We start from the raw sequence: 26,831 nt of genomic DNA, 5'->3' as shown, positions 1-26,831 counted from the left end.
ACTGCAATCGAGGTAGGCATCAACATGCACGAAAGTACCATGGAGCAGCTGTGGCGTAGCTCCCATATCTCCGGGGGCAACGCCGCCTACGTGGAGGAACTGTACGAGACCTATCTGCACGACCCCAACGGCGTGCCGGAGGAATGGCGCAGTTACTTCGACAGCCTCCCCCGGGTCAACGGTGTCGGCGACGTTTCCCATGCAGCGGTGCGCCAGCACTTCGAACTGCTCGCCAAAAACCGGTCCCGCCCGCTGGCCGCTCCCGGTGCCGGCGCTATCAATATCGAACACGAACGCAAGCAGATCAAAGTTCTGCAACTGATCAGCTCCTACCGTCATCGCGGTCACAAGAAGGCCACCCTGGATCCGCTCGGCCTGATGGCGCGCGAACAGGTGCCGGACCTGCAGCTGAACTACCACGGCCTGACCGAGGGGGATTACGACACCACCTTCCAGACCGGCGATCTGTTCTTCGGCAACGGCGAAGCCACCCTGCGCGAGATTGTTGAGGGGCTGGAGAAAACCTACTGCGGCAACCTCGGCGCAGAGATCATGCATCTCTCCAACCTGGACGAGCAGCATTGGTTCCAGCAGCGCCTCGAGCGCAGCCAGAGCAAGCCCAACTTCGGCGCCGATGTACAGACCGAAATCCTGCAGCGCCTGTCCGCTGCCGAAGGTCTGGAGCGTCACCTGGATTCCAAGTACCCGGGCACCAAGCGTTTCGGTGTCGAGGGTGGCGAGAGCCTGATCCCGATGCTGGATGGCCTGATCCGCCGCTCCGGTACCTACGGGGTCAAGGAAGTGGTCATGGGCATGGCCCACCGCGGCCGCCTGAACACCCTGGTCAATATTCTCGGTAAGAATCCCACCGACCTGTTCGAGGAGTTCGAGGGCAAGAAGACCCTGGATACCTCCGGTGACGTGAAGTACCACCAGGGCTTCTCCTCCAATGTCATGACCCCGGGTGGCGAAGTGCACCTGGCGCTGGCCTTCAACCCCTCGCACCTGGAAATCTGTGCACCGGTCGTGGTGGGTTCGGTGCGCGCGCGCCAGGATCGCCGCAGTGACGCTACCGGCGAGAAGGTCATGCCGATCAATATTCACGGCGACGCGGCCTTTGCCGGTCAGGGCGTGGTGCAGGAAACCCTGCAGATGTCCCAGACCCGCGGTTACTACACCGGCGGCAGCGTGCATATCGTGCTGAACAACCAGGTGGGCTTCACCACCAGCAAGCGCGAGGACGCCCGCTCCACCGAGTACTGCACCGACGTTGCCAAGATGATCGATGCCCCGGTACTGCACGTGAATGGCGACGACCCGGAAATGGTCGTGCTGGCCGCGCTGCTGGCGGTGGATTACCGCTACGAGTTCAAGAAAGACATCGTCATCGACCTGGTGTGTTACCGCCGCCGCGGCCACAACGAGACCGACGATCCGTCCGGCACCCAGCCGCTGATGTACCAGACCATCCGCAAGCACAAGACCACCCGTACCCTGTACGCGGAGAAGCTGGTCAGCGACGGCGTGCTGGACAAGGCCGCTGCCGACAAGCTGGCCAGCGATTACCGCGACAAACTGGATCGCGGTGAGGACGTGGCTACCGGCCTGGTCAAGGAGCCGGATTCCACCATGTTTGTGGACTGGACCCCGTACCTGAACCACGACTGGCAGACCGCGGCCGACACCGGTATGGAGCTGCCCAAGCTGAAGGACGTGGCCAACCGTATGACCACCGTGCCGGACGGCGTGGTGATGCAGCGCCAGGTGTCCAAAATTTATGAAGACCGCCGCAAGATGGCCGGCGGCGCGCTGCCGCTGAACTGGGGCATGGCCGAGACCCTGGCCTATGGCACGCTGCTGGAGCAGGGCTATATGGTGCGCCTGGCCGGTGAGGACGTACGTCGCGGCACCTTCTCCCACCGCCACGCCGCAGTGCACAGCCAGAAGGACGGCGCCTGCTACGTACCGCTGCAGAACATGTACGAGGACCAGCCGGCGTTCGATATTTACGACTCGCTGCTGTCCGAAGAGGCGGTGCTGGCGTTCGAGTATGGCTACGCCACCACCACACCCAAATCCCTGATTATCTGGGAAGCGCAGTTCGGCGACTTCGCCAACGGCGCACAGGTGGTCATTGATCAGTTCATCACCTCCGGTGAGCACAAGTGGGGCCGCCTGTGTGGCCTGGTGATGCTGCTGCCGCACGGCTATGAAGGGCAGGGGCCGGAGCACTCCTCCGCGCGTCTGGAGCGCTTCATGCAGCTGTGTGCCGAGCACAACATCCAGGTGTGTAACGCCACCACCCCGGCGCAGATTTTCCACCTGCTGCGTCGCCAGGCGATCCGCCCGATGCGCCGCCCGCTGGTGATCATGAGCCCGAAGTGGATCCTGCGCCACAAGCTGGCCACTTCCAGCCTGGAAGAGCTGGCCAACGGCACCTTCCACAATGTGATCCAGGACGACGGTGTCGATCCGGCCAAGGTCAAGCGCCTGATCCTGTGCTCCGGCAAGGTCTACTATCACCTGCTGGAAGCGCGTATGGAGCGCGAGCAGGACGATGTGGCGCTGGTGCGCATCGAGCAGTTGTATCCTTTCCCGGATGAAGAGTTTGTCGATGCAGTATCTGCGTTCAAGAAACTCAAGAGCGTAGCCTGGTGCCAGGAAGAGCCGATGAACCAGGGCGCCTGGTACTCCAGCCAGCACCACCTGCGCCGCCTGCTGGCGGAGGCGCACCCGAAACTGGCACTGGAATATGTCGGTCGCGCCGCTTCCGCAGCGCCGGCGGCGGGCTATATGTCCACGCACCTGGAAGAGCAGAACACATTTATCAATGAGGCGCTGACCGTCAAGTAAATCGACGGCAGTAACTAGTGAATAGGGCGTTACCAAATTGATGCGCCCAAGATTAAATCTCAGGAAACAGGACCAATGACGATCGAGATTAAAGCGCCAACTTTCCCCGAATCCGTTCAGGATGGCACCGTTGCCACCTGGCACAAAAAACCCGGCGAAGCCGTATCCCGCGATGAGCTGATCGTGGATATCGAAACCGACAAAGTTGTACTGGAAGTCGTTGCACCGGCAGACGGTGCCCTCAGCGAAATCATCAAGGATGAGGGCGAAACCGTTCTGTCCAACGAGGTGATCGCCAAGTTTGAAGAGGGCGCGGGTGCCGCGCCGGCGGAAGAAAAAGCCGAGGAAAAGCCGGCGGAAGAAGCCGCAGCCCCGGCTGCCGGCGGCGAGAAGATCGCGATGCCGTCCGCCAAGAAAATGGCGGCCGAGAAGGGCGTCGACCTGGGTGGTGTTGAAGGCAGCGGCAAGGGCGGTCGCGTCCTGAAAGAAGACGTGATGAAAGCCGGCAGCGCACCGGCGGCTGCGGCACCGGCGGCGGCTGCCGAAGTGGCAGTTGCTCCGGGCGAGCGCGTCGAGAAGCGCGTGCCGATGACCCGTATGCGTAAGCGCATCGCCGAGCGCCTGCTCGATGCCAGCCAGTCCACGGCCATGCTCACTACCTTCAACGAAGTGAACATGAAGCCGATCATGGATCTGCGCAAAAACTACAAAGACCTGTTCGAGAAGAAGCACAACGGTACGCGTCTGGGCTTTATGGGCTTCTTCGTCAAGGCTGCCGTTGAGGCGCTGAAGCGTTTCACCGCGGTGAACGCCTCCATCGACGGTAACGACATCGTTTACCACGGCTACCAGGATATCGGTGTAGCGGTTTCCTCACCGAAGGGCCTGGTGGTTCCGGTGCTGCGCAACGCGGAGAACTTGGGCCTGGCGGATATGGAAAACAATATCCGCGACATGGGCGTGCGCGCCCGCGACGGCAAGCTGACCATCGAAGAGATGACCGGCGGAACCTTTACCATCACCAACGGTGGTGTGTTCGGATCCCTGCTGTCCACGCCGATCCTGAATCCGCCGCAGACTGCGATCCTGGGTATGCACAAAATCCAGGAGCGCCCGATGGCAGTCGACGGCAAGGTGGAAATCCTGCCGATGATGTACCTGGCGCTGTCCTACGACCACCGCCTGATCGACGGCAAAGAAGCCGTTGGTTTCCTGGTGGCGATCAAAGAGATGCTCGAAGATCCGGCGCGTATCCTGCTCGAGGTTTAATAACTCCGTGCAGTGGCGGCGCTGCCACCGAGATTGTTTTGCGAGACACACCGTGAATACATCCCTGTAGGCTTGTCGGCGAGGTCCCTCTCGCCGACAGTCTCGCAAAACAATCCCGGTACCAGCGCCTTCGCATCTGACTTCATACGAATTGATGTAAGAGCCTGCCTAAAAGGCTCTAGCGGTCACAGGCCGCTCTGGGAACGCCGGGCTGTTTTTGGTGTGGAGAGCACCAGCCCGGTAATGCGGCCAACGGCCGTACCGAAATTCACAAAAAATTTGGAACTGATCATGTCGGACAAATTTGACGTAATCGTAATCGGCTCCGGGCCGGGGGGCTACGTAGCCGCTATCCGTGCCGCGCAGCTGGGCCTGAAAACCGCCTGTGTGGAAAAGTGGGTCAACAAGGAAGGCAAGACCGTTAACGGCGGCACCTGTCTGAACGTGGGCTGTATTCCGTCCAAGGCGCTGCTGGACAGCTCCTGGAAGTACCACGAGGCCAAAGACGCCCTCGACGTACACGGCATCGACACCGGCAAGGTGAAGATCGACGTGAAGAAAATGATCGAGCGCAAAGACGGCGTCGTGAAGCAGATGTCCGGCGGCATCTCCGGTCTGTTCATGGCCAACAAGGTCACCTCCATCGAGGGTACCGGCAAGCTGCTGGCCAACAAGAGGGTGGAAGTGACCGATAAAGACGGCAAGACCACCACCTACGAAGCGGAAAACGTGATCCTGGCGTCCGGCTCCGTACCGGTCAATATCCCGCCGGCTCCGGTGGACAACAAGATCATTGTCGACTCTACCGGCGCGCTGGAATTCACCGATGTACCCAAGCGTCTGGGTGTGATCGGCGCCGGTGTCATCGGCCTGGAGCTGGGTTCTGTCTGGAACCGCCTGGGCTCCGATGTGGTGGTACTGGAAGCGCTGGACAATTTCCTGTCCATCATGGACCAGCAGATTGCCAAGGAATCCCAGAAGATCCTCAAGAAGCAGGGTCTGGATATCCGCCTGTCCTGCCGTGTGACCGGTACCGAGGTGAAGGGCAAAGAAGTTGTCGTCACTTATGAAGACAAAGACGGTAAAGAGCAGCAGGAAACCTTCGACAAGCTGATCGTGTGTGTGGGCCGTCGTCCGTACACCGAAGGCCTGCTGTCTGAAGACGCTGGCGTGAAGCTGGACGAGCGCGGTTTCATCTACGTCAACGACCTGTGCATGACTTCTGCACCGGGCGTATGGGCGGTTGGCGACGTGGTGCGCGGCCCGATGCTGGCACACAAGGCGTCTGAAGAGGGCGTGGTGGTTGCCGAGCGCATCGCTGGCCAGAAGCCGATGATGAACTACGATGTGATCCCCAACGTGATCTACACTCACCCGGAAATCGCTGCGGTCGGCCGCACCGAAGAGCAGGTGAAGGCCGATGGTGAGCCCTACAATGTGGGCGTCTTCCCGTTTGTGGCTTCCGGTCGCGCCGTGGCGGCGAACGAAACTGCCGGTATGGTAAAACTCATCGCTCACGCGGAGACTGATCGCGTACTGGGTGCCCACATCGTCGGCCCGTCTGCGGCGGATCTGGTGCAGCAGGTGGCGATTGCGATGGAATTTGGCTCCAGCGCGGAAGATATCGGCATGACCGTGTTCGGTCACCCGACTCTGTCCGAGACCGTGAAGGAAGCCGCGCTGGCGGTGAACGGTCACGCGATCCATATCGCCAACCGCAAGAAGCGTAAGTAAATCAGGAAGCGGGTGCGCCGGCGCTATCCGGCGCGGGGCGAACCTTGGGTTCGCCACTCTGGAAAGGGTGGGCACAACGCCCACCCCGACAGAATCAGGGGCAAGGAAAACCCCGTCTCTAATCTTTCAAAAGTGAATTGGTATTAACTATGAACTTGCATGAGTATCAGGGCAAACAACTGTTTGCAGCATACGGATTGCCGGTTTCCAAAGGCATTGCAGCGGAAACCCCGGCAGCAGCAGCAGCGGCAGCAGACGAAATCGGTGGAGACAAGTGGGTGGTAAAAGCCCAGGTACACGCCGGTGGTCGCGGTAAAGCCGGCGGCGTGAAGCTGGTGGATTCCAAGGCTGAAATTGAAGAATTTGCCAAGAAGTGGCTGGGCGAGCGCCTGGTAACTTACCAGACAGACGAAAACGGCCAGCCGGTTTCCCGCATCCTGGTAGAGACCTGCACCGACATCGACCAGGAACTGTACCTGGGCGCGGTGGTAGACCGCTCCACCCGTCGCATCGTTTTCATGGCTTCCACCGAAGGCGGCGTTGAGATCGAGAAAGTTGCGGAAGAAACTCCGGAAAAAATCCTCAAGGCCACCATCGATCCGCTGGTCGGCGCGCAGCCGTACCAGGCGCGCGAGCTGGCGTTCAAACTGGGCCTCAACCCGACCCAGGTGAAGCAGTTCACCAAGATCTTCCTCGGCCTGGCCAAGATGTTCCAGGAAAAAGATCTGGCCCTGCTGGAAATCAACCCGCTGGTTATCACCACCGAAGGCAACCTGCACTGCCTGGACGCCAAGGTCGTGATCGACGGCAACGCCCTGTACCGCCATGCGGACCTGCGCGAAATGCACGATCCGTCCCAGGACGATCCGCGCGAAGCCCACGCAGCCAAGTTCGAACTCAATTATGTAGCGCTCGACGGCAACATCGGCTGCATGGTGAACGGTGCCGGCTTGGCCATGGGTACCATGGACATCGTCAACCTGCACGGCGGCAGCCCGGCCAACTTCCTCGACGTTGGCGGCGGCGCGACCAAAGAGCGCGTGGTTGAAGCGTTCAAAATCATCCTGTCCGATGAGAACGTCAAAGCCGTTCTGATCAACATCTTCGGCGGCATCGTACGCTGTGACATGATCGCCGAAGGCGTGATCGGCGCAGTGAAAGAAGTCGGTGTAAAAGTGCCGGTTGTCGTGCGTCTGGAAGGTAACAATGCCGACCTGGGTGCCAAGGTCCTGAGCGAAAGCGGCCTGAACATCATCGCTGCCACCAGCCTGACCGATGCGGCTCAGCAAGTGGTTAAAGCTGCGGAGGGTAAATAATCATGTCAGTACTGATTAACAAAGATACCAAAGTCATCTGTCAGGGCTTCACCGGCTCTCAGGGTACTTTCCACTCCGAGCAGGCGATTGCTTACGGCACCAAAATGGTCGGCGGTGTAACGCCGGGCAAAGGCGGTCAGGAGCACCTGGGTCTGCCGGTGTTCAACACCGTAAAGGAAGCCGTGGAAGCCACTGGCGCAGAAGCGTCCGTGATCTACGTACCGGCGCCGTTCTGTAAGGATTCCATCCTGGAAGCGGCCAACGGCGGCATCAAGCTGATCGTGTGCATCACCGAAGGCATTCCGACGCTGGACATGCTGGACGCCAAAGTGAAGTGCGACGAGCTGGGCGTACGCCTGATCGGCCCGAACTGCCCGGGTGTGATCACTCCGGGTGAGTGCAAGATCGGCATCATGCCGGGCCACATTCACAAGCCGGGCAAAGTGGGTATCGTATCCCGCTCCGGTACCCTGACCTACGAAGCCGTGAAGCAGACCACTGACTACGGTTTCGGCCAGTCTACCTGTGTCGGCATCGGCGGCGACCCGATCCCGGGCTCCAACTTCATCGACATCCTGGAGATGTTCGAGAAGGATCCGCAGACCGAAGCCATCGTCATGATCGGCGAGATCGGCGGCACCGCGGAAGAAGAAGCGGCGGCTTACATCAAGGAAAACGTCACCAAGCCGGTGGTTTCCTACATCGCTGGTGTAACCGCGCCTCCCGGCAAGCGCATGGGCCACGCCGGTGCAATCATCTCCGGTGGTAAAGGCACCGCCGACGAGAAGTTTGCCGCGCTGGAAGACGCCGGTGTCAAAACCGTGCGTTCCCTGGCCGATATCGGCAACGCGCTGAAGGAAGTGACTGGCTGGTAAGCCGGTAGAGGCGGCCATCGGCCGCTTTTCCAAGCTTCAAAAAAAGGCCGCCTCGCAAGAGGCGGCCTTTTTTGTTGCGCGCTGAACAATATACAGGCGGCGTGGTCATTCCTATACTGCGGTGAAACACCGACAAGGAGCGACTATGTCCAGGGCATTGATCGGAGTCATTGGCGGCAGCGGCCTCTACACCATGGAGGGGCTGGGAAATGTGCGCGAACAGGTGGTGGAGACCCCGTTTGGCGCGCCTTCCGACGCCATTGTGTGTGGGGAGTTGCACGGTGTACCGGTGGCGTTTCTCGCCCGCCACGGTCGCGGCCACCGCCTGATCCCATCGGAAGTCCCCTATCGGGCCAATATCCACGCGCTGCGCCAGCTGGGTGTGCGCTATATCCTCTCCCTGTCTGCGGTCGGCTCCCTGCGCGAGGACGTGCGGCCGCTGGATATGCTGATTCCCGACCAGTTTATCGACCTGACCCGCCGGCGCGACAGCACCTTTTTCGGCGCCGGCGCGGTGGCCCATGTGTCCATGGCCGATCCAGTGTGTCCGGCGGTGGCCGACTGCCTGGCGCGGGCTTTTGCGCACACCCAGAGCGAAGAACCCATCTCCCTGCACCGCGGCGGCAGTTACGTCTGTATCGAGGGGCCGCAGTTCTCCTCCCGCGCGGAATCCCACTGGTATCGCAGTATGGGCGCGTCGGTAATCGGCATGACCAACATGCCCGAGGCCAAGCTCGCGCGCGAGGCGCAGATTGCTTACGCCACCCTGGCGATGGCGACCGACTACGACTGCTGGCACCCGCGCGAGGCGGCGGTAACGGCAGACGTGGCCATTGCCAACCTGCAGCAGAATGCCGCCCGCGGGCAGGTGATCGCCGCTGCGGCAATCCGCCTGCTCGGTACCGAGCGACCCGCATCGCCGGCGCACACCGCCCTGGAAAGCGGGCTGATAACACCGCTCGAGGCCATGCCGGAGCAGACCGCTGCGGCGATCGAACCGTTGCTGGCACCGGCGGCGCCCGCAGAAAAGCTGGAGGCCTGAGCTTATGCACGACACGCTGCCCCTGTTGGAGGTTTCCGACTTCCCGGCGATCCGCCGCGAGCGCATCGATACCCTTCAGGTCAATATCGGCTATCGCTGCAACCAGAGCTGTGTGCACTGTCACGTCAATGCCGGTCCCAACCGCACCGAGATGATGACGGCGGAAAACCTGGCATTGATACCGCGGGTACTGGAGCGCCGCGGTATCGCCGCACTGGATATCACCGGCGGCGCACCGGAACTGCACGAAGGGTTTCGCGAGCTGGTGTGCGCGGCGCGTGCGCAGGGTGTGCACGTAATGGACCGCTGTAACCTGACGATCCTGTTCGAGCCCGGGCAGGAAGATCTCGCCACTTTCCTGGCGCAAAACCGTGTTGAAATTGTCGCCTCGCTACCCTGCTATTCCATCGAGAATGTCGATCGACAGCGCGGCAAGGGCGTATTCGACAAGAGTATCGCCGCGCTGCAAAAACTCAACGCGCTTGGCTACGGCCGTCCCGACAGCGGCCTGGTGCTGAATCTGGTCTATAACCCCTCGGGACCGTCCCTGCCGCCGGAACAGTTGGCGTTGGAAGCGGATTACCGTCGCGAGCTACGCCGGCATTTTGGTGTCGAGTTCAACAAGCTGTTTACCCTGGCCAATATGCCGATCAAACGTTTCGGCTCGACACTGGTATCGAAGGGACAGTTTGACCAATATCTGCAGCTGCTCAAAGACAACTACAGTGCCGGCAACCTCGAAGGCGTCATGTGCCGCACACTGGTCAGCGTGGACTGGCGGGGAAATCTTTACGACTGCGATTTCAATCAACAGCTGGACATTCCCACCGCCGGCCGCCTGCACCTGCGCGATCTGCTGGCGCGGGATATGGATAACAGCGCGATCCGTGTTGCCGAGCATTGCTACGGTTGTACGGCCGGGCAGGGCAGTAGTTGCGGCGGGGCTCTGTAGAACAGCTGTGTTCGCCCGGGCCCGCCGCTGGCACCGCAGAAGATATTTTCCGGTGTTGGTTGGTCCCCGTAACAGTGAAATTTTTTTCCTCTTCAACAGGAGAGGGGGCAAGTGCGCAGAAAACTCATACTGATCGCCATACTGCTGACTCTCGCCCTGGCTTTCTATCATTTTGATCTGCAGCAGTGGCTGACACTGGAAAGCCTGAAAGCGGGGCAGCAGCAATTCGCCCAGTGGCAGCGGCAGTCGCCGTTGCTGGTCGGTGTTTTATTTTCCCTGATCTATATTCTGGTTACGGCCCTGTCGCTGCCCGGCGCCGCTATATTGTCGCTGGCTGCCGGGGCGCTGTTCGGGCTGCTGTGGGGCACTCTGATCGTATCCTTCGCGTCCAGCATCGGCGCCACGCTGGCATTTCTGGTCGCCCGCTTTCTGCTCGGTGACTGGGTGCGGGGGCATTTCGGCCAGCGGCTGCAGGCGATTGATCGCGGTATCGAAAAGGAGGGCGCTTTCTACCTGTTTACCCTGCGGCTGGTGCCGGTTTTTCCGTTTTTCCTGATCAATATCCTGATGGGGCTGACCCGGATCAAGCCCTGGACCTTTTACTGGGTCAGCCAGCTGGGCATGCTCCCGGCGACCATTGTGTACGTCAATGCGGGTACCCGGCTCGCGCGGATCACGCAGCTGTCGGATATTCTGTCCGCACCACTGATTCTGTCGTTTGTGTTGCTGGGCCTGTTTCCGCTGCTGGCGAAATGGTTGCTGCAGTGGCTCCGGCAATTCAGGAGCCCCGAGGCGTGACGAGACCAAAAACCTTCGATCGCAACCTCATCGTCATCGGTGCCGGCGCCGCCGGCCTGGTGAGCGCCTACATCGCCGCCGCCGTCAAAGCGCGCGTGACGCTGGTGGAGTCGGGTGCCATGGGCGGCGACTGTCTGAACACCGGCTGTGTGCCGAGTAAAGCACTGATCCATTGCGCGCGCGTCGCCAGCCAGGTGCGCAGCGCCGCGCGTTTCGGGGTGCGGGTGGGGAGCAGCGATATCGATTTCCCGGCGGTGATGGCCCACGTGCGCGCCGCCATCGACAAGATTGCGCCCCACGACAGTGTCGAACGCTACCGCGGCCTGGGTGTCGAGGTGCTGCAGGGGCGCGCGAGGCTGCTGGACCCGTGGACGGTGGAAATCGCACTGGCCGGTGGTGGTGTGCAGCGGCTCAGTGCGCGCGCCATTGTGCTCGCTACCGGCGCCGAACCGCTGGTGCCACCGCTGCCGGGTCTGGAGCGGGTGGCGTACACCACCAGTGAGACGCTGTGGCAGCAGCTCTCTGACCTTGAGCGGGTGCCGTCGCGGCTGCTGATTCTCGGTGGCGGCGCGATCGGTTGCGAGCTCTCTCAGGCGCTGGCGCGGCTGGGGTCGCGGGTCACGCTGGTGGAAAAGGCGCCGCGCCTGCTGCCGGCGGAAGACGACGACGTCGCCGCGGCGGTAAGCGAATCCCTGTGTGCGGATGGTGTCGAGGTACTCACCGGTTGCGAGGCGCTCGAATTTACCGCCGGCGCCGGCGCCGGCACTGGCGGCAGTGCGCGGCTGCGCTGTGGATCCGGCGACAGGGAGGTCGGGTTCGACCTGCTGTTGCTGGCACTCGGGCGCCGGCCGCGGGTGCGGGGTCTGGGGCTGGAGGAATTGGGCCTACTCGACAGCGGGCAGTTCGAGATCGATGCCTTTCTGCGCACGCGTTACCCGCATATCCTCGCCGCTGGTGACCTGGCCGGCCCATTCCAGTTTACCCATATGGCTTCGCACCAGGCCTGGTACGCGACCGTCAACGGGCTGTTTGGCGACCTGAAGAAATTCCGCGTGGACTACTCTCTGGTACCGCGCGCGGTGTTTGTCGATCCGCAGGTGGCCAGTGTCGGTCTGAGCGAGCGGCGCGCGGCCGGGGAGGGTATCGATGTCGAGGTCACCCGCTATGATATCGGCGAGCTGGATCGGGCCATCGTCGATGGCAGCGCACGCGGTTTCGTCAAGGTACTGACGGCCCCGGGCAAGGATCGCATTCTGGGGGTGTCCATCGTCGCGGACAATTCTGCCGAGTTGATCGCGGAATTTATCCTGGCGATGAAATACCGTCTGGGGCTGAACAAGATGCTGAATACCATCCATATCTACCCGAGCATGGCGGAAGCCAATAAATATGCTGCGGGCAACTGGAAGCGCGCCCACGCGCCGGCCCTGGTGCTGCGCTGGCTGGAGCGTTTCCATCGCTGGAGGCGTAGATAGTGCGTTTGAGTATCGTGATACCGCTGTTGAATGAGCGCACGCAGCTGCCGCGGCTGCTCGAACATCTGCAACCGCTCCGAAAGCGGCCGGATTGCGAGATCATCCTGGTGGATGGTGGCAGCGAAGACGGCAGCGCTGAACTGGCCGCGGCGGCCGGTTTTCGCGTGCTGAGCGCACCGCGCGGCCGCGGAATCCAAATGAACGCGGGCGCGGCTGCGGCCGTGGGCGAGACTCTGCTGTTCCTGCACGCCGACACGCGCCTGCCGGACGCGGCGCCGCAACGGGTGGCGTCGGCGCTGGCGCAGGGCGCCGACTGGGGGCGCTTTGACCTGCAGATCGGCGGCGACAGTTTCTGGTTTCCGCTGATCAGCGCACTGATCAACTGGCGTTCGTGCCTGACCGGCATCGCCACCGGTGACCAGGCGATATTCGTGCGCCGCACGCTGTTCGAACAGCTGGGTGGCTTTCCGCCACAGCCAGTGATGGAAGATATCGAGTTCAGCAAGCGCCTGCGCCGCCACCAGCGTCCCGCCTGTGTGCGCGACCGCGTCGTTACCTCGGGGCGGCGCTGGCAACGCTATGGGGTGGCGCGCACGGTCCTGTTGATGTGGCGGCTGCGCTTTGCCTACTGGCGCGGCGTACCGGCCGAGGTGTTGGCGCGCCACTATGAATAACTGCCCCGCATGACCTGTCCTTCGTATCACCAGTCCCCGCATGGCTAATCCCCCGCGCCTGATTGTGTTCGCCAAGGCGCCGCTGCCCGGTGTGGCCAAAACCCGGCTGATTCCGGCGCTGGGCGCGGCCGGTGCGGCGGCGCTGGCGCAGCGGATGCTGACATATACGTTGCAGCAGTGCGTGTCCGCGGCGCTGGGGCCGGTGGAACTGTGCGTGGCGCCGGACGCGCGGCACGCCTATTGGCGGGAATTCTCGTGTCCCGGCGGGGTCCAGTTGACCGCGCAGGGCCCCGGGGATCTGGGCGAGCGATTGTGGCGCGCGGCGGCGCGCGCGCTGGACTGCGGGGTATCGCCGCTATTGCTGGGGAGCGACTGCCCGCAACTGACGGCGCGGCGCCTGCGCGCCGCGGCCACGGCGCTGGGCGATACCGATGCGGTGCTGCATCCGGCGCGCGATGGCGGCTATACCCTGCTGGGATTAAACCGGGGCGCCGCGGCGCTGTTTGAAGGCATTGCCTGGAGTACCGATCGCGTCGCCCGGCAGACCGCCGAGCGGCTGGCGCTATGCGGGCTGCGCTGCACGCACCTGGAAGTGCTGGCGGATATCGACGAGCCGGGGGATCTGCAGTTTCTGCCGTCGGGGTGGGGATGAATGGCGTTTCGCGCCATCGGGATGCAGTGCCCTGTAGTCACTGTAACGGGATAAAAGGCACGCTAACCGGTTGAATCCTCCGGGGAGGCTGTAGGGGCGAACTGCGTGTTCGCCCGTGCGGGGGCGACTCAGAGTGCCGACGCGGATCCGGCGGCTTTGGATTCCACCCGCTGGCTGTCGGCCAGTGCTTCGTGGGAATCGTCGTTGGCGGCGGCCAGGCGCTGTTCCTCGATGCGGCTACTCCAGGTCAGCAGGGTCTGGTAGTGGCGAATATTCTGCACGTAAGTGACCGGTTCCCAGCCGCGTGCGTAGCCGTGTCTGGTGTTCTTGTAGTACTGGCGCTTGGCCAGTAGCGGGAGGTGGGCGCGCACATCGGGCCAGCGATCCGGGTTGCCGCCCATCTTCTCGGTCAGCACGCGGGCGTCTTCGAGGTGGCCGAAGCCGACGTTGTAGGCGGCCAGTGCCATCCAGGTGCGGTCGGGTTCGCGGATGCGCTCGGGGATCTTGTCGCGGATCTGCAGGATATAGCGGGCGCTGCCGTCGATGCTCTGTTGTGGATCCAGGCGGTTTACACCCAGTTCGCGGGCGGTGCCGCGGGTCAGCATCATCAGGCCGCGCACCCCGGTGCGGGATTTGGCGCGCGGGTTCCAGTGCGATTCCTGATAGCTGAGTGCCGCCAGCATATGCCAGTCGAGCCCGTACTTTTGCGCCACCTTCTCCATGGTCTCGCGCCACTTGGGCAGGCGCTGGCGGGTGCTCTTGGCGAAGGCCTGGGCGCCGCCGGCGTTCAGCTTGCTGACGTGGCCAAAGAACTGTTCGCGCAGTTCCGCCACCAGGCCGTTGGTGTTGGCGCGCAGCATAAAGCGGCGCGCGGCGCGGTAGAGGCTGTCGTCGTCGCTTTTCGGGAAAGCCCAGGCGACCGGTTGAAACTGGGTCAGGTTAAAGGCGATCCCGGTGTTGGGGTAGAGGCCGCGGTGCACCGCGTAGGCATTGGAGTCGACCACGGCGTAGTGGTATTTGCCCGCGTTGACCATGTCGACCAGTTCCATCGCATCGGCGTCGGATACTTCCTGCCACTCCAGGTTCGGGTAGTGCTGCGACAGCTTGCGCATCTCCTCGGCGTGGGCACTGCCGGCGATCACCGCGACCTTCTTGCCCTGCAGGTCGCCAATGGTGCGCGGGCGGTCCTCGCCCAGGCGGTAGATTACCTGCTGGCGAATCTCGAAGTAGGACGGGGTAAAACGTACCTGTTCGCGGCGCTCCGGTGTCACCGTGAGGCTGGCGGCAGCGAGCTGGGCGCCATCGGCAGGATCGGTCAGGTCGCCGAACATGTCATTCAGGTCGTGCACATCGCGGATCACCAGCTTTACGCCCAGTTCGTCGGCGAATGCCTTGAGCATGCCGTATTCGAACCCGGTCTGGGTGCCGCTGGCGTCTTCGTAATAAGTGGTGGGGCCGTTCTGGGACAGCACGACCAGCTGGCCGGAGGTCTTGACCCGCTCCAGCGTATCCGGCGCCTTGCTCGCCACGATCAGCGAGGCACAGCAGGCCAGCGCCAGGCCCTTGGCCAGGCGAAAGCTGTAGCGCAGCATTCGGCTTTTCATGATCATAGGCTGTCCCCTCTAATCCTTTAGCTGTTATCGCTTTTATCCGAGCGGATACCGGCATTGCTCTTCCTGAGCGGCGGGGCCGGTACAAAGGCCGCGAATTTTACCTCATTTGGTGACAAATTGCCCAATTCGGTATTTTGGCGGTGTGACCTGCGGAGTTGCATCTATGGGCTAATTTTAGTAGACGCAGCTGGCCGGGTCGTTCGCGGGCGAGGATTACGCGCCAGTTTTCCGGCGCCAATGCCTGCCGCTGCTTACTTGGTGTTCGATTCCTTCCCGGGCACAGTGTTCCCCTAGAGCAGTGTTGGAGTCGCCGCGCTTCGGGTACAATGGCGCCCTCTCCGATTTCCGGCACCTTGGTTGCCGATTTTTGGCGCGGCCTTCTGTCGCGCAATTGCTCATTTACAGACAAGAGGCAAACTCCCGCGATGCTAGTTCTGCGTGGTGCTCCCGCACTGTCGAAATTCCGCCATCTGAAACTTCTCAACCAGCTGCGCGCAATACAGCCGGCGATCGGCGATGTCTACGCCGAGTATGTGCATTTCGCCGACAGCGAGTCGCTCGACCAGAAAGAGCAGGCGCTGCTGGAACGTCTGCTGCAGTATGGTCCCACCGAGGAGAAGCATCAGCCGCAGGGCGAACTGCTGCTGGTGGTACCGCGCCCGGGCACCATCTCGCCCTGGTCGTCCAAGGCGACCGATATCGCCCACAACGCCGGTCTGAGCCAGATTCACCGCCTCGAGCGTGGTGTCGCCTACTACATTACCGGTGTCGAGTTAACCGAGGCTGAACGGGCGGCGCTGGTAGAACAGCTGCACGACCGCATGGTGGAAGCGGTGTTCACCGACTTCGACGCCGCCGTGGCCCTGTTCCGCGAGGAGCAGCCGCGCCAGCTGGATACCGTGGACCTGCTCAAGGGCGGCCGCATCGCGCTGGAAACCGCCAATGTGAGCCTCGGCCTGGCCCTGGCTGACGACGAGATCGACTACCTGCTCACCAGCTTCCAGGAGCTGGAGCGCAACCCCACCGACGTGGAACTGATGATGTTCGCGCAGGCGAACTCCGAGCACTGCCGCCACAAGATCTTCAATGCCAGCTGGACCATCGACGGCGAAGACATGCCGCACTCCCTGTTCGGCATGATCAAGAACACCTACCAGAAGGGCGGCGACAATGTGCTGTCCGCCTACGCCGACAACGCCGCGGTGGTCACCGGCCACCAGGCCGGCCGCTTCTATCCGGATCCGCAGACGAAGGAATACGGCTTCAGCGTGGAGGCCATCCATATGCTGATGAAGGTGGAGACCCACAACCACCCGACTGCCATCGCGCCTTTCCCCGGTGCCGGCACCGGTGCCGGTGGCGAGATCCGCGACGAGGGCGCCGTGGGCCGCGGCTCCAAGCCCAAGGTGGGCCTGGCGGGTTTCACCGTGTCCAACCTGCAGATCCCCGGCCACGAGCAGCCGTGGGAGGCCGATTACGGTAAGCCCGGGCGCATCGTCACCGCGCTGGACATCATGATCGAGGGTCCGATCGGCGGCGCCGCGTTCAATAACGAGTTCGGCCGCCCGAACATCTGCGGTTACTTCCGTACCTTTGAAGAGGATTTCGGTGGCGAGCGTCGCGGTTACCACAAGCCGATCATGATCGCCGGCGGCTACGGCAATATCCGCGAGGAACATATCGACAAGCCGGAATTTGAACCCGGCGCCAAGCTGGTGGTACTCGGCGGCCCGGCGATGCTGATCGGCCTCGGCGGCGGCGCCGCCTCGTCCATGGCCAGCGGCTCCAGTTCCGAGGACCTGGATTTCGCTTCGGTACAGCGCCAGAACCCGGAAATCGAACGCCGCTGCCAGGAGGTCATCGACCAGTGCTGGCAGCAGGGCGACAGAAACCCGATTGCCTTCATCCACGATGTCGGCGCCGGTGGCCTGTCCAACGCCTTCCCCGAACTGGTCAAGGACGGCGGTACCGGTGGCAAATTCGAACTGCGCAACGTGCCGTGCGATGAGCCGGGTATGAGCCCGCTGGAAATCTGGTGTAACGAGTCCCAGGAACGCTATGTGCTGGCAGTGATGCCGGAGGATCTCGAGCGCTTCGAGGCCATCTGCGCCCGCGAGCGCGCGCCCTACGCCGTGGTCGGTGAGGCTACCGAAGACAAGCGCCTGCTGCTGAATGACACGGAATTTGACGCCAAGCCGGTGGATCTGCCCATGTCCGTGCTGTTCGGCAAACCGCCGAAAATGCACCGCGATGCGCAAAAGCGCGCAGTCGACACCAGCGCATTCGAGACCAACGGCATTGACCTGAACGAGGCCGCCGAGCGCGTGCTGCGCCTGCCCACCGTGGCCAGCAAGAGTTTCCTGATTACCATCGGCGACCGCACAGTGACCGGCCAGGTCGCGCGCGATCAGATGGTCGGCCCCTGGCAGGTGCCGGTGGCCGACTGCGCCGTGACCACCGTGTCCTACGACAGCACCGCCGGCGAAGCCATGGCCATGGGCGAGCGTACCCCGGTGGCACTGCTGGACGCGCCGGCCTCCGGCCGCCTGGCGGTGGGTGAGGCGATCACCAATATCGCTTGTACGCCGATCGCACAGCTGTCCGACATCAAATTGTCTGCCAACTGGATGTGCGCCGCCGGCCACCCGGGCGAAGAGGAAAAGCTCTACCGCACCGTGGAAGCGGTGGGCATGGAGCTGTGCCCGGAACTGGGCATCACCATCCCGGTGGGCAAGGACTCTATGTCCATGCGCACCGCCTGGAATGATGGCGGTGAAGACAAGGCCGTGACCGCGCCGCTGTCGCTGGTGATCTCCGCGTTTGCGCCGGTGACCGACGTGCGCAAGACCGCCACGCCGCAGCTGCGCACCGACAAGGGCGAGACCGAACTGCTGCTGGTCGATCTGGGTGCCGGCAAAAACCGCCTGGGCGGCTCCTGCCTCGCGCAGGTGTACAACCAGCTGGGCAGCGAGCCCGCGGACCTGGACGACGCCAAGCGCCTGAAGGGCTTCTTCGCAGTGGTACAGCAGGCGCTGGCCGAAGACCAGATCTTTGCCTACCACGATCGCGCCGACGGCGGCCTGTTCACCACCCTGGCGGAAATGAGCTTCGCCGGTCGCGTGGGAGTGGATGTGGAAATCTACGAGCTGGGCGACGACCCCATTGCCGCGCTGTTCAGCGAGGAGCTGGGCGCCGTGCTGCAGGTGCCCGCCTGCGATGCCGAGATACTGGTGCAGCGCTTCGCCGCCGCCGGTGTACCGGCACACCAGATCGGCGCCCTGAACAACAGCGGCCAGCTGCGTATCAGCCGCGAGGGTGTGGATATCTTCAAGCGGACCCGCGCCGAGTTGCAGCAGATCTGGAGCGAGACCAGCTACCGCATCCAGGCCCTGCGCGACAATGCCGATTGCGCCGAACAGGAGTTCGCCGCCATCGCCCGCGAAGACGACCCGGGCCTGTCGGTCGAGCTGAGCTACGACATCAACGAGGACATCAGTGCGCCCTACATCAAAAAAGGTGTGCGGCCGAAAGTGGCGATCCTGCGCGAGCAGGGCGTCAACAGCCAGGTGGAAATGGCGCACTCCTTCCACCGCGCCGGCTTTAATGCCGTCGACGTGCACATGAGCGATATTCTCAGCGGCCGCGTGGCGCTGGACCAGTTCAAGGGCCTGGTGGGCTGCGGCGGCTTTTCTTACGGCGACGTACTCGGTGCCGGCGAAGGCTGGGCCAAGACGATCCTGTTCAACGACCGCGCGCGCGACCAGTTCGAAGCGTTCTTCAATCGCAAAGACACCTTCGGCCTGGGCGTGTGCAACGGTTGCCAGATGTTCTCGGTGATCAAGGAACTGATTCCGGGGGCCGGCCACTGGCCGCGCTTTGTGCGCAACCTGTCCGAGCAGTACGAAGCGCGCTTTGCGCTGGTGGGGATCGAGGATTCGCCGTCGATGCTGTTCAAGGGCATGGCCGGATCCGTCATGCCGGTGGCCGTGGCCCACGGCGAGGGCCGTGTGGAATTCGCCGATCAGAAGGCCCTGGAAGCCTGCGAGCAGTCCGGCACCATCGCCATGCGCTACCTGAACAACCAGCGCCAGATTACCGAGACCTATCCGGCCAACCCCAATGGCTCGGTGAACGGTATCACCTCACTGTGTTCCGAAGATGGCCGCGTCACCATTATGATGCCGCACCCGGAACGTGTCGCCCGCGCGGTCAGCAACAGCTGGCACCCGGACGACTGGAAAGAGGATTCCGGCTGGATGCGCCTGTTCCGTAACGCGCGGGTGTTTGTCGACTAATCAGGCTGTTGAAAAATACCTTCCACGGCATTTTTCAACCCGGGTCTGCGGCACATGTCCGCAACCCCCCACGACAAATCGGGCACTTGAGGGCGCGATTTGCGGCCCGGCCTTGCATGGCCGGGTTGGTGGGCAGCTTCACTCTATCGCGGCCGCGGGCCGCTCCTGTGCGGGGCTATCAGTGTCCCGGCGGGAGCGACCCGCGGCCGCGATCGTTTTCGGCAACGGAAAAATTCGCGCGCGGCGACGTGGTGACGGGAAGCGCCCCTCGGGTTCCTGATTACCCGGAACGCAAAGCGCCGTCGCGCTGGCGTAGCCCGCCCCGATAAATGTAATATTTTGCGCATCGACAGGGATCTCAGTGACAGGGAGTGCAGGTGGACGCAGAATACCAATACCGCAAGCGCAGGGTTGCGCTGGACCGGCATAACGAATTCCGTTTTGGCGAGGGCAAAATCAGCGGCGCTGTCTCGGTCGCCCTCGGTGCTCTCAGCCTGTTGGCCGTGTTTGCCTTTCGCTACCCTGCCTATCTCACCACGATGGAACTGCGTCGCATCTACGACGCGGAGTTCCTGCAGCAAATACTCAAGTACGGTATGTACTTCTCGCTGTTGTTCGGCCTGCTCACCTTTGTATTCAACCGACACAGGCGATTGGGTACGGTGGGTATTGCGCTGACGCTGATGGGGTTTGCGCTGGGTGGCTACGATATCCCCGTGGGCGCGGTAGAGCCGGTGCGCCTGTCGCTGGGGGTGGACTGGCTGATCCTCGCCTTTCTCGGCTCTGCCGGTGTCTTCATGACGCTGGAAAAGCTGTTGCCGAAATACCGCAACCAGGTGATCCTGCGCAGTGAGTGGGGTGTAGACCTGTTCTATTTCTGCTTCAACCACCTGATGATCTCGGCGATCCTGATCTACGGTAACTACCACGCCAGCCACTTCCACTGGGCGGTGAGCGATGGGGTACAGCAGTTTGTGCAGTCGATGCCATTGCTGGTGCAGGTGGTCCTGATCGTCCTCTGCGCGGACTTCGTGCTCTACTGGGAGCACCGCCTGTACCATGAAGTGAAATGGTTGTGGCCGGTGCACGCGGTACATCACTCCGTTGAGCAGATGGACTGGCTGGCGGGCTCGCGCGGACACTTTCTGCAGGTATTTTCCGAACGCGCGATGGTCATGGTACCTCTGTACCTGCTCGGCGCCGATCAGGCCGCGCTGGATATCTATGTCACCTTTGCCGCGTTGCAGGCCATCCTGATTCACTGCAATGTGAAACTCCCGTTCGGCTTTTTACGCCACGTCTTTGTTACGCCGCAGTTTCACCACTGGCATCACAGTTCGGAACGCCCGGCCATCGACACCAACTACTCGGCCCACACGCTGCTGTTCGATCGCCTGTTCAATACCTGCCATATGCCCGCAGACCACTGGCCGGCAAACTACGGCACAACAGTACGGCTGCCGCGTACGGTGTGGGGCCAGCTTGTGCATCCGCTGCGGTCACTGTTGGCGCCCAAACCGGGTAACGACTGACGTAGAGTCTCCACAAGGCGCTGCGTAAAAAGTTGCCCCGGCATGCCGGGGCGCAATGCCGGGCAGTTTTCCGTTTCTTTGCTACACTTTAAAAAATAACCGCAATAAATTTTCGCTTATGGTAGATGTGTTGCAATTACCCGCTGAGTTGAATGCACTGCTCTCAGATGCTGGTGGTGTGCGCCGGTTGTCGCCACTTACCCCTATCTCCATTTCCGCGTCACTCGCGACGAAAATTCCCGCAGACTTTACTTGTCCTGCCAATCGCAGTTGCGAACTGGTACGTACTGACGCTCGCGAAAATTTGCGCGTGGCGCATGGCCCGGCGAATTTTCCATTTAACATCAAGGACCGTCGAGGAGGTCACCATGACTTACAGCGTAGAACTGGCTGAAAAGGTACGTGAACTGTTGCAGGAAAGTGATGGGTTGACGGAAAAGCAGATGTTCGGCGGCCTCGCTTTTATGTTGAATGGCAATATGGCCTGTGGTGTGGTTGGCGAGGAGCTGATGGTGCGGGTGGGGCCGGACGGATACCAGGAAGCGCTGGCCGAGCGCTACACGCGGCCGATGGACTACACCGGGCGGCCGCTCAAGGGCATGGTGTACGTCGAAGAGGATGCCGTGGCCGCGGATCTGGACGGCTGGGTCAACCGCGGCGCCGAGTTTGCCGGTTCATTGCCACCGAAATGATCTTTCCGTGATTCGATAGTGAAACTTTTTGGCGCGGGTGCGCCGCGCGCACCACAACGCCGGTGATCACCCGATGATCCCCGATATCAGGTAAACAGGATCACCACCACAAAGCCGCCAATCAGCGCCGGCCACCACCAGTTGCTTCCCTCCAGATAATCGAGCAGTGAGAAATATCCCAGCGCCAGCAGGAAGGCGAGACCGCTGGCGAGCAGTAACCACCAACCGATACCACCACCGATAACCCCGAAGATCAGCACCGCCGCTGCCCAGATGGCAGCGCAGACAAGGGGGTTGCCGGTCTGAATCAGTGCGGCAATCAGCGCCGCGAGCAGTGGAATCTTGATAAACACGCGGCCGGCCTCAGCTGATCTGCAGATGATTGCTGATCGGCAGTGCGCGAATACGCTTGCCGCTCGCGGCAAAAATCGCATTGGCAATGCTCGGTGCCACTGGCGGTACGCCCGGTTCGCCGACGCCCGCCGGTGGTGTATCGGATTGCACCAGTTCCACCGACAGCGGCGGACACTGGTGGATACGCAGCAACGGGTAGTCGTCGAAATTACTGTTTTGCACGGCGCCATCCTGCATGCGGATTTCGCCGAACAGCGCCAGGCTCATGCCGAAGACCATTGCTCCCTCCATCTGCGCGCGCACCCGGTCCGGGTTCACCGCCAGGCCCACGTCGGCAACACAGTGCATTTCTGCGATTTTCAGCCTGCCGTCGTGCAGCTGGACCCGGGTGGCGATGCCGACATACGACAGGAAGCTGCGGTGCACCGCGATGCCCCAGCCTTCGCCCGCACCGCGCTCGTGATCGCCGCGCAGATCCAGGTCCGCCACGGCGGCCACGCGCGCCAGCACCCGCTTCAGGCGCGCGGTGTCGATCGGAAACTTTTCCAGGTCCTCGCCGTAATTGCCGTAGTGGTAGTCGCCCGCATTGGGATTCACATGGCGGTCCGGACCGATCAACTGGGCCAGGAACCTGTCCGGGCGCTGGCCGCTGTGCGCGGCTAACTCGTCGGCAAAACTGCACACCCCGAAGGCATTCTGGATATTGGCCACCGAGCGCAGCCAGCCGATACGCGTGTGATAATCGGCGCGGGCGGTCTCGGTGCGCTGGTTGGGAATGGCGTAGGGCAGGTCGGTGAGGCCCAGATCCAGCTCGGAATTGGACGGGTGATCGACGCCGGCCTTGAAGGTGCCGCTGATCGACGGAAATGCCGCGCGCTGCAGCCAGCTGCTGATACTGCCGTCTTTGGCCACTGTCGCCTGGAAGTGTTCGGCACTGGCGGCGTGATAGTAGTCGTGGCGGATATCGTCCTCGCGGCTCCACACCACCTTGACCGGTTGCCCCATGCGCCTGGAAAGCAGTGCCGCCTCGACCACGAAATCCGGTTTCGACTTGCGTCCGAAACCGCCGCCGAGCAGTGTGACGTTGACCTTGACGTTGTCCTTGTCGATCCCCAGTGCCGCGGCCACATTCTGCTGCACCGACTGTGGATCCTGTACGCAGGCCCAGACCTCGCAGCTGTCTTTGCCGGCGGCGGCCGTGGCGGCCGGCGGTTCCATGGTGGCGTGGGCCAGGTAGGGCACGGTGTAGGTGGCGCTGTGCCGGCGCGCGGCGCTCGCCAGCGCGGCATCGAGGTCGCCGCGCTCGCTCACCAGTTTGCCCGGCTGCTGCACCGCTTTGCTCAGGGTGGCGAGGTAGGCATCACTGTCGTGGTGGCTGTGGTCGGTGTCGCTCCAGCGAATCTTCAGTTTTTTGCGCGCCTGCAATGTTATCCAGGTATTGTGCGCCAGCACCGCCACACCGCCCTGCGGCTTGAACAGCGGTGGTTCGGCGCCGCCGTCGAGACGTTCGATCGCCACCACGCCTTTCACTTTGCGCGCGGCACTGTCGTCGAGGGTCTGAATCGTGCTGCCCAGCACCGGCGGGCGCTCGATACTGGCGATCAGCAGATTGTCGAAGTACACATCCTGGCCGAAACGGGCGCGGCCGCTCACCATGTCCGGCGCATCGACGGTATCCACCGGCTTGCCGATATAGTTGAACTGGTCGGGGCTTTTCAGCCGCAGGGTCTCGGGTTTCGGCACCGGCAGTTTGGCGGCATCCGCAGCCAGGGCGCCGAAGCGCAGGCGGCGGCCGCTGGGTTTGTGTACCACCGCGTGCTTGTCTGCCGCGCACTCGGCAAGCGGTACGCGCCAGTGTTGCGCCGCCGCCTGTTCGAGCATGGTGCGGGCGCTGGCGCCCATGGTGCGCATGGTGTGGTAGAAACGGCGCACACTGCGCGAGCCATCGGTGTTCTGGCTTCCGTAGCGCGCATCGCCGAGGCCCTGCACCACGCTCACCTTGTCCCAGTCCGCCTGCAATTCGTCGGCGACGATCTGCGGCAGGCCGGTGCGAATACCCTGGCCCATTTCCGAGCGGTGGCAGACGATGGCCACGGTGTCGTCGGCGCGGATGCTGACGAACAGGTTGAGCGGCGCGGCCTTGTCGGCGGCGCTGGCCCACGCCGGTCGCGCCGCGGACAGGCCGGCGCCGAGCACCAGGCCGCCGGCGGTGAGGCCGGTAAGCTGCAAAAAGCGGCGGCGGCTGACGTTTTCGATGTTTTGCTTGTCCGACATCAGGCTTCCTCCTCCTGGCGCGCGGCGGCGTTGGTTATTTGCGCCGCGGCTGTCGTTTTCGCCGCGGCACCTATGGCCTTTTTGATGCGCGGGTAGGTGCCGCAGCGGCACAGGTTGCCGATCATGGCGCCGTCGATATCACTCTCGGAGGGGTTGGCATTGCGCGCCAGCAGAGCCGCGGCGGACATCAGCTGGCCGCTCTGGCAGTAGCCGCACTGGGGCACGTTGTGCTCGATCCACGCCTGTTGCAGCGGGTGGTCGCCGTGTTCGGACAATCCCTCGATGGTGGTGATCTTTTTGTTTACCGCGAAGCGCGCCGGCGTCAGGCAGGCGCGCATTGGCTGACCGTCCAGGTGAATGGTGCAGGCGCCGCAGAAGCCGCCGCCGCAGCCAAACTTGGTGCCGGTAAGCTTGAGTTCATCCCTGAGCACCCACAGCAGAGGCATATCTGCGTCGATGTCGACCTCGTGGGTGGTGCCGTTGACGGTCAGTTGCATGCGTCTCCTCCGAAATTCTTCCAGTCCTGGGGGGTGTCGATATCGATGGCGCCATTGGCCAGCGGTACTTCAATCACTTCTGCTTCCCGGCTGCGCAGCAGCGCGCGCGCACCGCTATCGCCATGCAGTTGTTGCAGTTGCGCGAAGGTGTGCCGGGGAAAAATCGCCGGCACGCCGCGGCGACCGGTGTAAAAGCTGCAGACCGTTTTTCTCGCTTCGCGCTGGTCGCGCCAGGCTTGCAGTAACTGCTGCAGATCCAGTTCGGTCACGGCCACCTGGTCGGCGAGCAGCACCAGCGCGGCCTCGCTGTGCGCGGGCAGTTGTCGCGCGGCAAAGGCGAGTGAGCTGCCGAGCCCGTCGCGCCAGTCGCGGTGTTCCCTGAGCGCCAGCTGTGGATGGGCATCCGCCAGTTGGCGGTGCCAGGCGCCGCTGACAATCAGCGGTGCCGGCAGCGCCAGCGCGGCCAGGGTGTCGGCGCAGCGCTGTAACAGGCTTGTGCCGCGGTAGCGCAGCAGCAGTTTGCAGGTGCCGAAGCGGCGCGAGGCGCCGGCGGCGAGAATAATGGGCTGAATGGTGTCCATGCCTCTGGCGTTATTTTTTTATGTTACCCGGCGCCGGGGCGCCGCAAGACTGCCCGGCAATCTGCGGCTAAGCCGGGTTTTCTTCCGCTGCTGGTTGTGCGGGGGCGGCACTGCAGCTGCGGGCGCTGCCCCCGTGCAGCACGGCGTGCAGTTCGGCGCAGGTGGCGAGGGCGATACTCTCCGGCAGCTCGCCGCCGAGTTCCAGGCCCACCGGGCTGCGCAGTGGCGTGCCCAGCGCGCCGTTGAGTTGTTCGAGTGTGAGCCCGGCCAGCTGCAGCACCCGCTCGCGGCGGCTCAGCGGGCCCAGCAGGCCCAGGTAGCGCAGTGGCTGGCCGTGCAGCAGGCGCAGGGCCGCCGCATCCAGCTCCAGATTGTGATGCATGATCACTGCCGCATCGACCTGTTTCAGGTCGAGTTGAGCACGCAGTTCATCGGGATGCAACGCGTAGCAGCGGCAGTCGGGAAAATAGGCGGGGCGGCCGTTGGCCGGGCGCGGATCCGCGAGACTGACCTGCCAGCCCTGGGCGCGGAACAGTTGCGCCATCGGCCGCGCATCGACACCGGCGCCGAGAATCAGGATATGCGGTACCGGCGTTATCGGTGATTGCAGCCAGCGGCCGTCGCCGCGCTCCACCAGCTGCGGGCGCTGCAGCTGTGTGGATGAAGCTACTGCGGTCAGGTTGGCGAGGCTTTCGCCACTGTCGGGAATTTTCTGCAGGAAATGGCAGGGCTGCCGCCGCTGCAGGCAGTCGCGCAGCTGTTCCAGTTGCAGGTAGTTGTTTTCGGCGCAGAGTGGCTGCAGCAGGATATGCACGGTGCCGCCGCAGCCGATGCCGAGCTGAAAAGCGAAATCGTCTTCATCGCTGCCGTCGTAACAGAGGGTTTTGGCGCGACCGCTGGCCATCACCTGGCGGGCGTGGCGCTGGAGATCGGCTTCCAGGCAACCGCCGCTCAACAGCCCGTAGTGGCGCCCGAGGTCGTCAAACAGCATTGTGGCGCCGGCCTTGCGGTAACTGGGGCCTTCTGTCCGGTAGACAGTGCCCAGTACCCATTCGCGGTCGGCGCGGTTGCGGTGCCAGAGATCGAGCAGTGCGTGAAGCTGGTTCGCCATGGTGACTCGTTCAGTGTTTACGGGGTTGATGGTAGCGACCGGCGTGGATACTGCAAGCGCGGCAGATTTTTCCCCGGGTGTCCGGGAGACTAGTTTCTGCGCCTGAATCGCCCGTTATTTAATAGTTTAAAATGCATCTATTATTAGCTTTTTTTAGTTTTTATGGTCGTTTTTCCATCTGTTATATAAAATTAATGATAGTTGATAATACAGCTTTTAAGTGCTATTAATGGGTTTTATAG

At 62.6% G+C, this 26,831-nt stretch carries 20 protein-coding genes; 14 read left to right on the top strand and 6 right to left on the bottom strand.

Translation table 11 applies throughout. The features are described 5' to 3' along the window. Positions 1 to 24: 24 nt before the first annotated feature. From ABDK11_RS13900 to ABDK11_RS13850, 11 genes are all read left to right on the top strand, one after another. Complete coding sequence (locus tag ABDK11_RS13900; protein WP_346837115.1) at positions 25 to 2,853, top strand: 2-oxoglutarate dehydrogenase E1 component; 2,829 nt, start codon at positions 25 to 27, stop codon at positions 2,851 to 2,853. Between the two features lie 75 nt (positions 2,854 to 2,928). Continuing rightward, entirely contained in the window at positions 2,929 to 4,122 is a 1,194-nt protein-coding gene (gene odhB, locus ABDK11_RS13895) for a 2-oxoglutarate dehydrogenase complex dihydrolipoyllysine-residue succinyltransferase (protein ID WP_346837114.1), read from the top strand. 291 nt (positions 4,123 to 4,413) lie between these two features. Next, positions 4,414 to 5,856, top strand: a complete 1,443-nt coding sequence (gene lpdA / locus ABDK11_RS13890) for a dihydrolipoyl dehydrogenase (protein ID WP_346837113.1) — start codon at positions 4,414 to 4,416, stop codon at positions 5,854 to 5,856. A gap of 149 nt (positions 5,857 to 6,005) precedes the next feature. Beyond that, positions 6,006 to 7,172 carry an ADP-forming succinate--CoA ligase subunit beta gene (gene sucC / locus ABDK11_RS13885; RefSeq protein WP_346837112.1) on the top strand — a complete coding sequence of 389 codons (1,167 nt, stop codon included), beginning with the start codon at positions 6,006 to 6,008 and terminating at the stop codon, positions 7,170 to 7,172. Between the two features lie 2 nt (positions 7,173 to 7,174). Beyond that, positions 7,175 to 8,047, top strand: a complete 873-nt coding sequence (sucD, locus tag ABDK11_RS13880; RefSeq protein WP_346837111.1) for a succinate--CoA ligase subunit alpha — start codon at positions 7,175 to 7,177, stop codon at positions 8,045 to 8,047. A 145-nt stretch (positions 8,048 to 8,192) separates the two neighbouring features. After that, positions 8,193 to 9,089: an S-methyl-5'-thioadenosine phosphorylase gene (gene mtnP / locus ABDK11_RS13875; protein ID WP_346837110.1), complete on the top strand. Its 897-nt coding sequence runs from the start codon at positions 8,193 to 8,195 to the stop codon at positions 9,087 to 9,089. Between the two features lie 4 nt (positions 9,090 to 9,093). Continuing rightward, entirely contained in the window at positions 9,094 to 10,041 is a 948-nt protein-coding gene (arsS, locus tag ABDK11_RS13870; protein ID WP_346837109.1) for an arsenosugar biosynthesis radical SAM (seleno)protein ArsS, read from the top strand. 111 nt (positions 10,042 to 10,152) lie between these two features. Then, a complete protein-coding gene (locus ABDK11_RS13865) occupies positions 10,153 to 10,839 on the top strand; it encodes a TVP38/TMEM64 family protein (protein ID WP_346837108.1) in 687 nt (228 codons plus the stop codon). Further along, entirely contained in the window at positions 10,836 to 12,314 is a 1,479-nt protein-coding gene (locus ABDK11_RS13860) for an FAD-dependent oxidoreductase (protein WP_346837107.1), read from the top strand. The genes ABDK11_RS13865 and ABDK11_RS13860 overlap by 4 nt, the downstream gene beginning before the upstream one ends. After that, positions 12,314 to 12,988: a TIGR04283 family arsenosugar biosynthesis glycosyltransferase gene (locus ABDK11_RS13855; protein ID WP_346837106.1), complete on the top strand. Its 675-nt coding sequence runs from the start codon at positions 12,314 to 12,316 to the stop codon at positions 12,986 to 12,988. The genes ABDK11_RS13860 and ABDK11_RS13855 overlap by 1 nt, the downstream gene beginning before the upstream one ends. 40 nt (positions 12,989 to 13,028) lie before the next feature. Then, positions 13,029 to 13,640 carry a TIGR04282 family arsenosugar biosynthesis glycosyltransferase gene (locus ABDK11_RS13850; RefSeq protein ID WP_346837105.1) on the top strand — a complete coding sequence of 204 codons (612 nt, stop codon included), beginning with the start codon at positions 13,029 to 13,031 and terminating at the stop codon, positions 13,638 to 13,640. 128 nt (positions 13,641 to 13,768) lie between these two features. Here ABDK11_RS13850 and mltF read toward each other — a convergent pair whose 3' ends face one another. Beyond that, positions 13,769 to 15,250: a membrane-bound lytic murein transglycosylase MltF gene (gene mltF / locus ABDK11_RS13845; protein WP_346837104.1), complete on the bottom strand. Its 1,482-nt coding sequence runs from the start codon at positions 15,248 to 15,250 to the stop codon at positions 13,769 to 13,771. A gap of 428 nt (positions 15,251 to 15,678) precedes the next feature. Between mltF and purL the strand changes: the two genes are divergently transcribed. The 3 genes from purL to ABDK11_RS13830 all read left to right on the top strand — a co-directional run bounded on the left by purL (position 15,679) and on the right by ABDK11_RS13830 (position 21,772). Next, on the top strand, positions 15,679 to 19,548 hold the full coding sequence (gene purL, locus ABDK11_RS13840; RefSeq protein ID WP_346837103.1) for a phosphoribosylformylglycinamidine synthase: 3,870 nt from the start codon (positions 15,679 to 15,681) through the stop codon (positions 19,546 to 19,548). 377 nt (positions 19,549 to 19,925) lie between these two features. Beyond that, positions 19,926 to 21,080, top strand: coding sequence for a sterol desaturase family protein (locus ABDK11_RS13835; RefSeq protein WP_346837102.1), 1,155 nt, complete (start codon positions 19,926 to 19,928; stop codon positions 21,078 to 21,080). 368 nt (positions 21,081 to 21,448) lie between these two features. Next, positions 21,449 to 21,772, top strand: coding sequence for a TfoX/Sxy family protein (locus ABDK11_RS13830; RefSeq protein WP_346837101.1), 324 nt, complete (start codon positions 21,449 to 21,451; stop codon positions 21,770 to 21,772). 86 nt (positions 21,773 to 21,858) lie between these two features. Here the strand turns inward: ABDK11_RS13830 and ABDK11_RS13825 are convergent, their stop codons facing one another. From ABDK11_RS13825 to ABDK11_RS13805, 5 genes are all read right to left on the bottom strand, one after another. Continuing rightward, positions 21,859 to 22,125 (bottom strand): hypothetical protein, encoded by a 267-nt coding sequence (locus tag ABDK11_RS13825; protein ID WP_346837100.1) that lies wholly within the window; start codon positions 22,123 to 22,125, stop codon positions 21,859 to 21,861. Between the two features lie 10 nt (positions 22,126 to 22,135). Then, entirely contained in the window at positions 22,136 to 24,400 is a 2,265-nt protein-coding gene (locus ABDK11_RS13820; protein ID WP_346837099.1) for a molybdopterin cofactor-binding domain-containing protein, read from the bottom strand. Next, positions 24,400 to 24,897 carry a (2Fe-2S)-binding protein gene (locus ABDK11_RS13815; protein ID WP_346837098.1) on the bottom strand — a complete coding sequence of 166 codons (498 nt, stop codon included), beginning with the start codon at positions 24,895 to 24,897 and terminating at the stop codon, positions 24,400 to 24,402. Before ABDK11_RS13815 ends, ABDK11_RS13820 begins: the two co-directional genes overlap by 1 nt. Beyond that, positions 24,888 to 25,478, bottom strand: a complete 591-nt coding sequence (locus ABDK11_RS13810) for a nucleotidyltransferase family protein (RefSeq protein ID WP_346837097.1) — start codon at positions 25,476 to 25,478, stop codon at positions 24,888 to 24,890. Before ABDK11_RS13810 ends, ABDK11_RS13815 begins: the two co-directional genes overlap by 10 nt. A 67-nt stretch (positions 25,479 to 25,545) precedes the next feature. Further along, positions 25,546 to 26,589: an XdhC family protein gene (locus ABDK11_RS13805; RefSeq protein WP_346837096.1), complete on the bottom strand. Its 1,044-nt coding sequence runs from the start codon at positions 26,587 to 26,589 to the stop codon at positions 25,546 to 25,548. Between the last annotated feature and the right edge of the window lie 242 nt (positions 26,590 to 26,831).

The sequence above is a fragment of the Microbulbifer sp. SAOS-129_SWC genome, assembly GCF_039696035.1.
GTDB lineage: Bacteria > Pseudomonadota > Gammaproteobacteria > Pseudomonadales > Cellvibrionaceae > Microbulbifer.
The sequence above is the reverse complement of the archived record's forward strand: the minus strand, read 5'-3'. Positions and strand labels throughout refer to the sequence as shown.

Coding starts and splice junctions, on each gene's coding strand:
- ABDK11_RS13900 (WP_346837115.1), top strand. CDS start 25: ATGCACGAAAGTACCATGGAGCAGCTGTGGCGTAGCTCCCATATCTCC.
- odhB (WP_346837114.1), top strand. CDS start 2,929: ATGACGATCGAGATTAAAGCGCCAACTTTCCCCGAATCCGTTCAGGAT.
- lpdA (WP_346837113.1), top strand. CDS start 4,414: ATGTCGGACAAATTTGACGTAATCGTAATCGGCTCCGGGCCGGGGGGC.
- sucC (WP_346837112.1), top strand. CDS start 6,006: ATGAACTTGCATGAGTATCAGGGCAAACAACTGTTTGCAGCATACGGA.
- sucD (WP_346837111.1), top strand. CDS start 7,175: ATGTCAGTACTGATTAACAAAGATACCAAAGTCATCTGTCAGGGCTTC.
- mtnP (WP_346837110.1), top strand. CDS start 8,193: ATGTCCAGGGCATTGATCGGAGTCATTGGCGGCAGCGGCCTCTACACC.
- arsS (WP_346837109.1), top strand. CDS start 9,094: ATGCACGACACGCTGCCCCTGTTGGAGGTTTCCGACTTCCCGGCGATC.
- ABDK11_RS13850 (WP_346837105.1), top strand. CDS start 13,029: ATGGCTAATCCCCCGCGCCTGATTGTGTTCGCCAAGGCGCCGCTGCCC.
- mltF (WP_346837104.1), bottom strand. CDS start 15,250: ATGATCATGAAAAGCCGAATGCTGCGCTACAGCTTTCGCCTGGCCAAG.
- purL (WP_346837103.1), top strand. CDS start 15,679: ATGCTAGTTCTGCGTGGTGCTCCCGCACTGTCGAAATTCCGCCATCTG.
- ABDK11_RS13830 (WP_346837101.1), top strand. CDS start 21,449: ATGACTTACAGCGTAGAACTGGCTGAAAAGGTACGTGAACTGTTGCAG.
- ABDK11_RS13820 (WP_346837099.1), bottom strand. CDS start 24,400: ATGTCGGACAAGCAAAACATCGAAAACGTCAGCCGCCGCCGCTTTTTG.
- ABDK11_RS13815 (WP_346837098.1), bottom strand. CDS start 24,897: ATGCAACTGACCGTCAACGGCACCACCCACGAGGTCGACATCGACGCA.
- ABDK11_RS13810 (WP_346837097.1), bottom strand. CDS start 25,478: ATGGACACCATTCAGCCCATTATTCTCGCCGCCGGCGCCTCGCGCCGC.
- ABDK11_RS13805 (WP_346837096.1), bottom strand. CDS start 26,589: ATGGCGAACCAGCTTCACGCACTGCTCGATCTCTGGCACCGCAACCGC.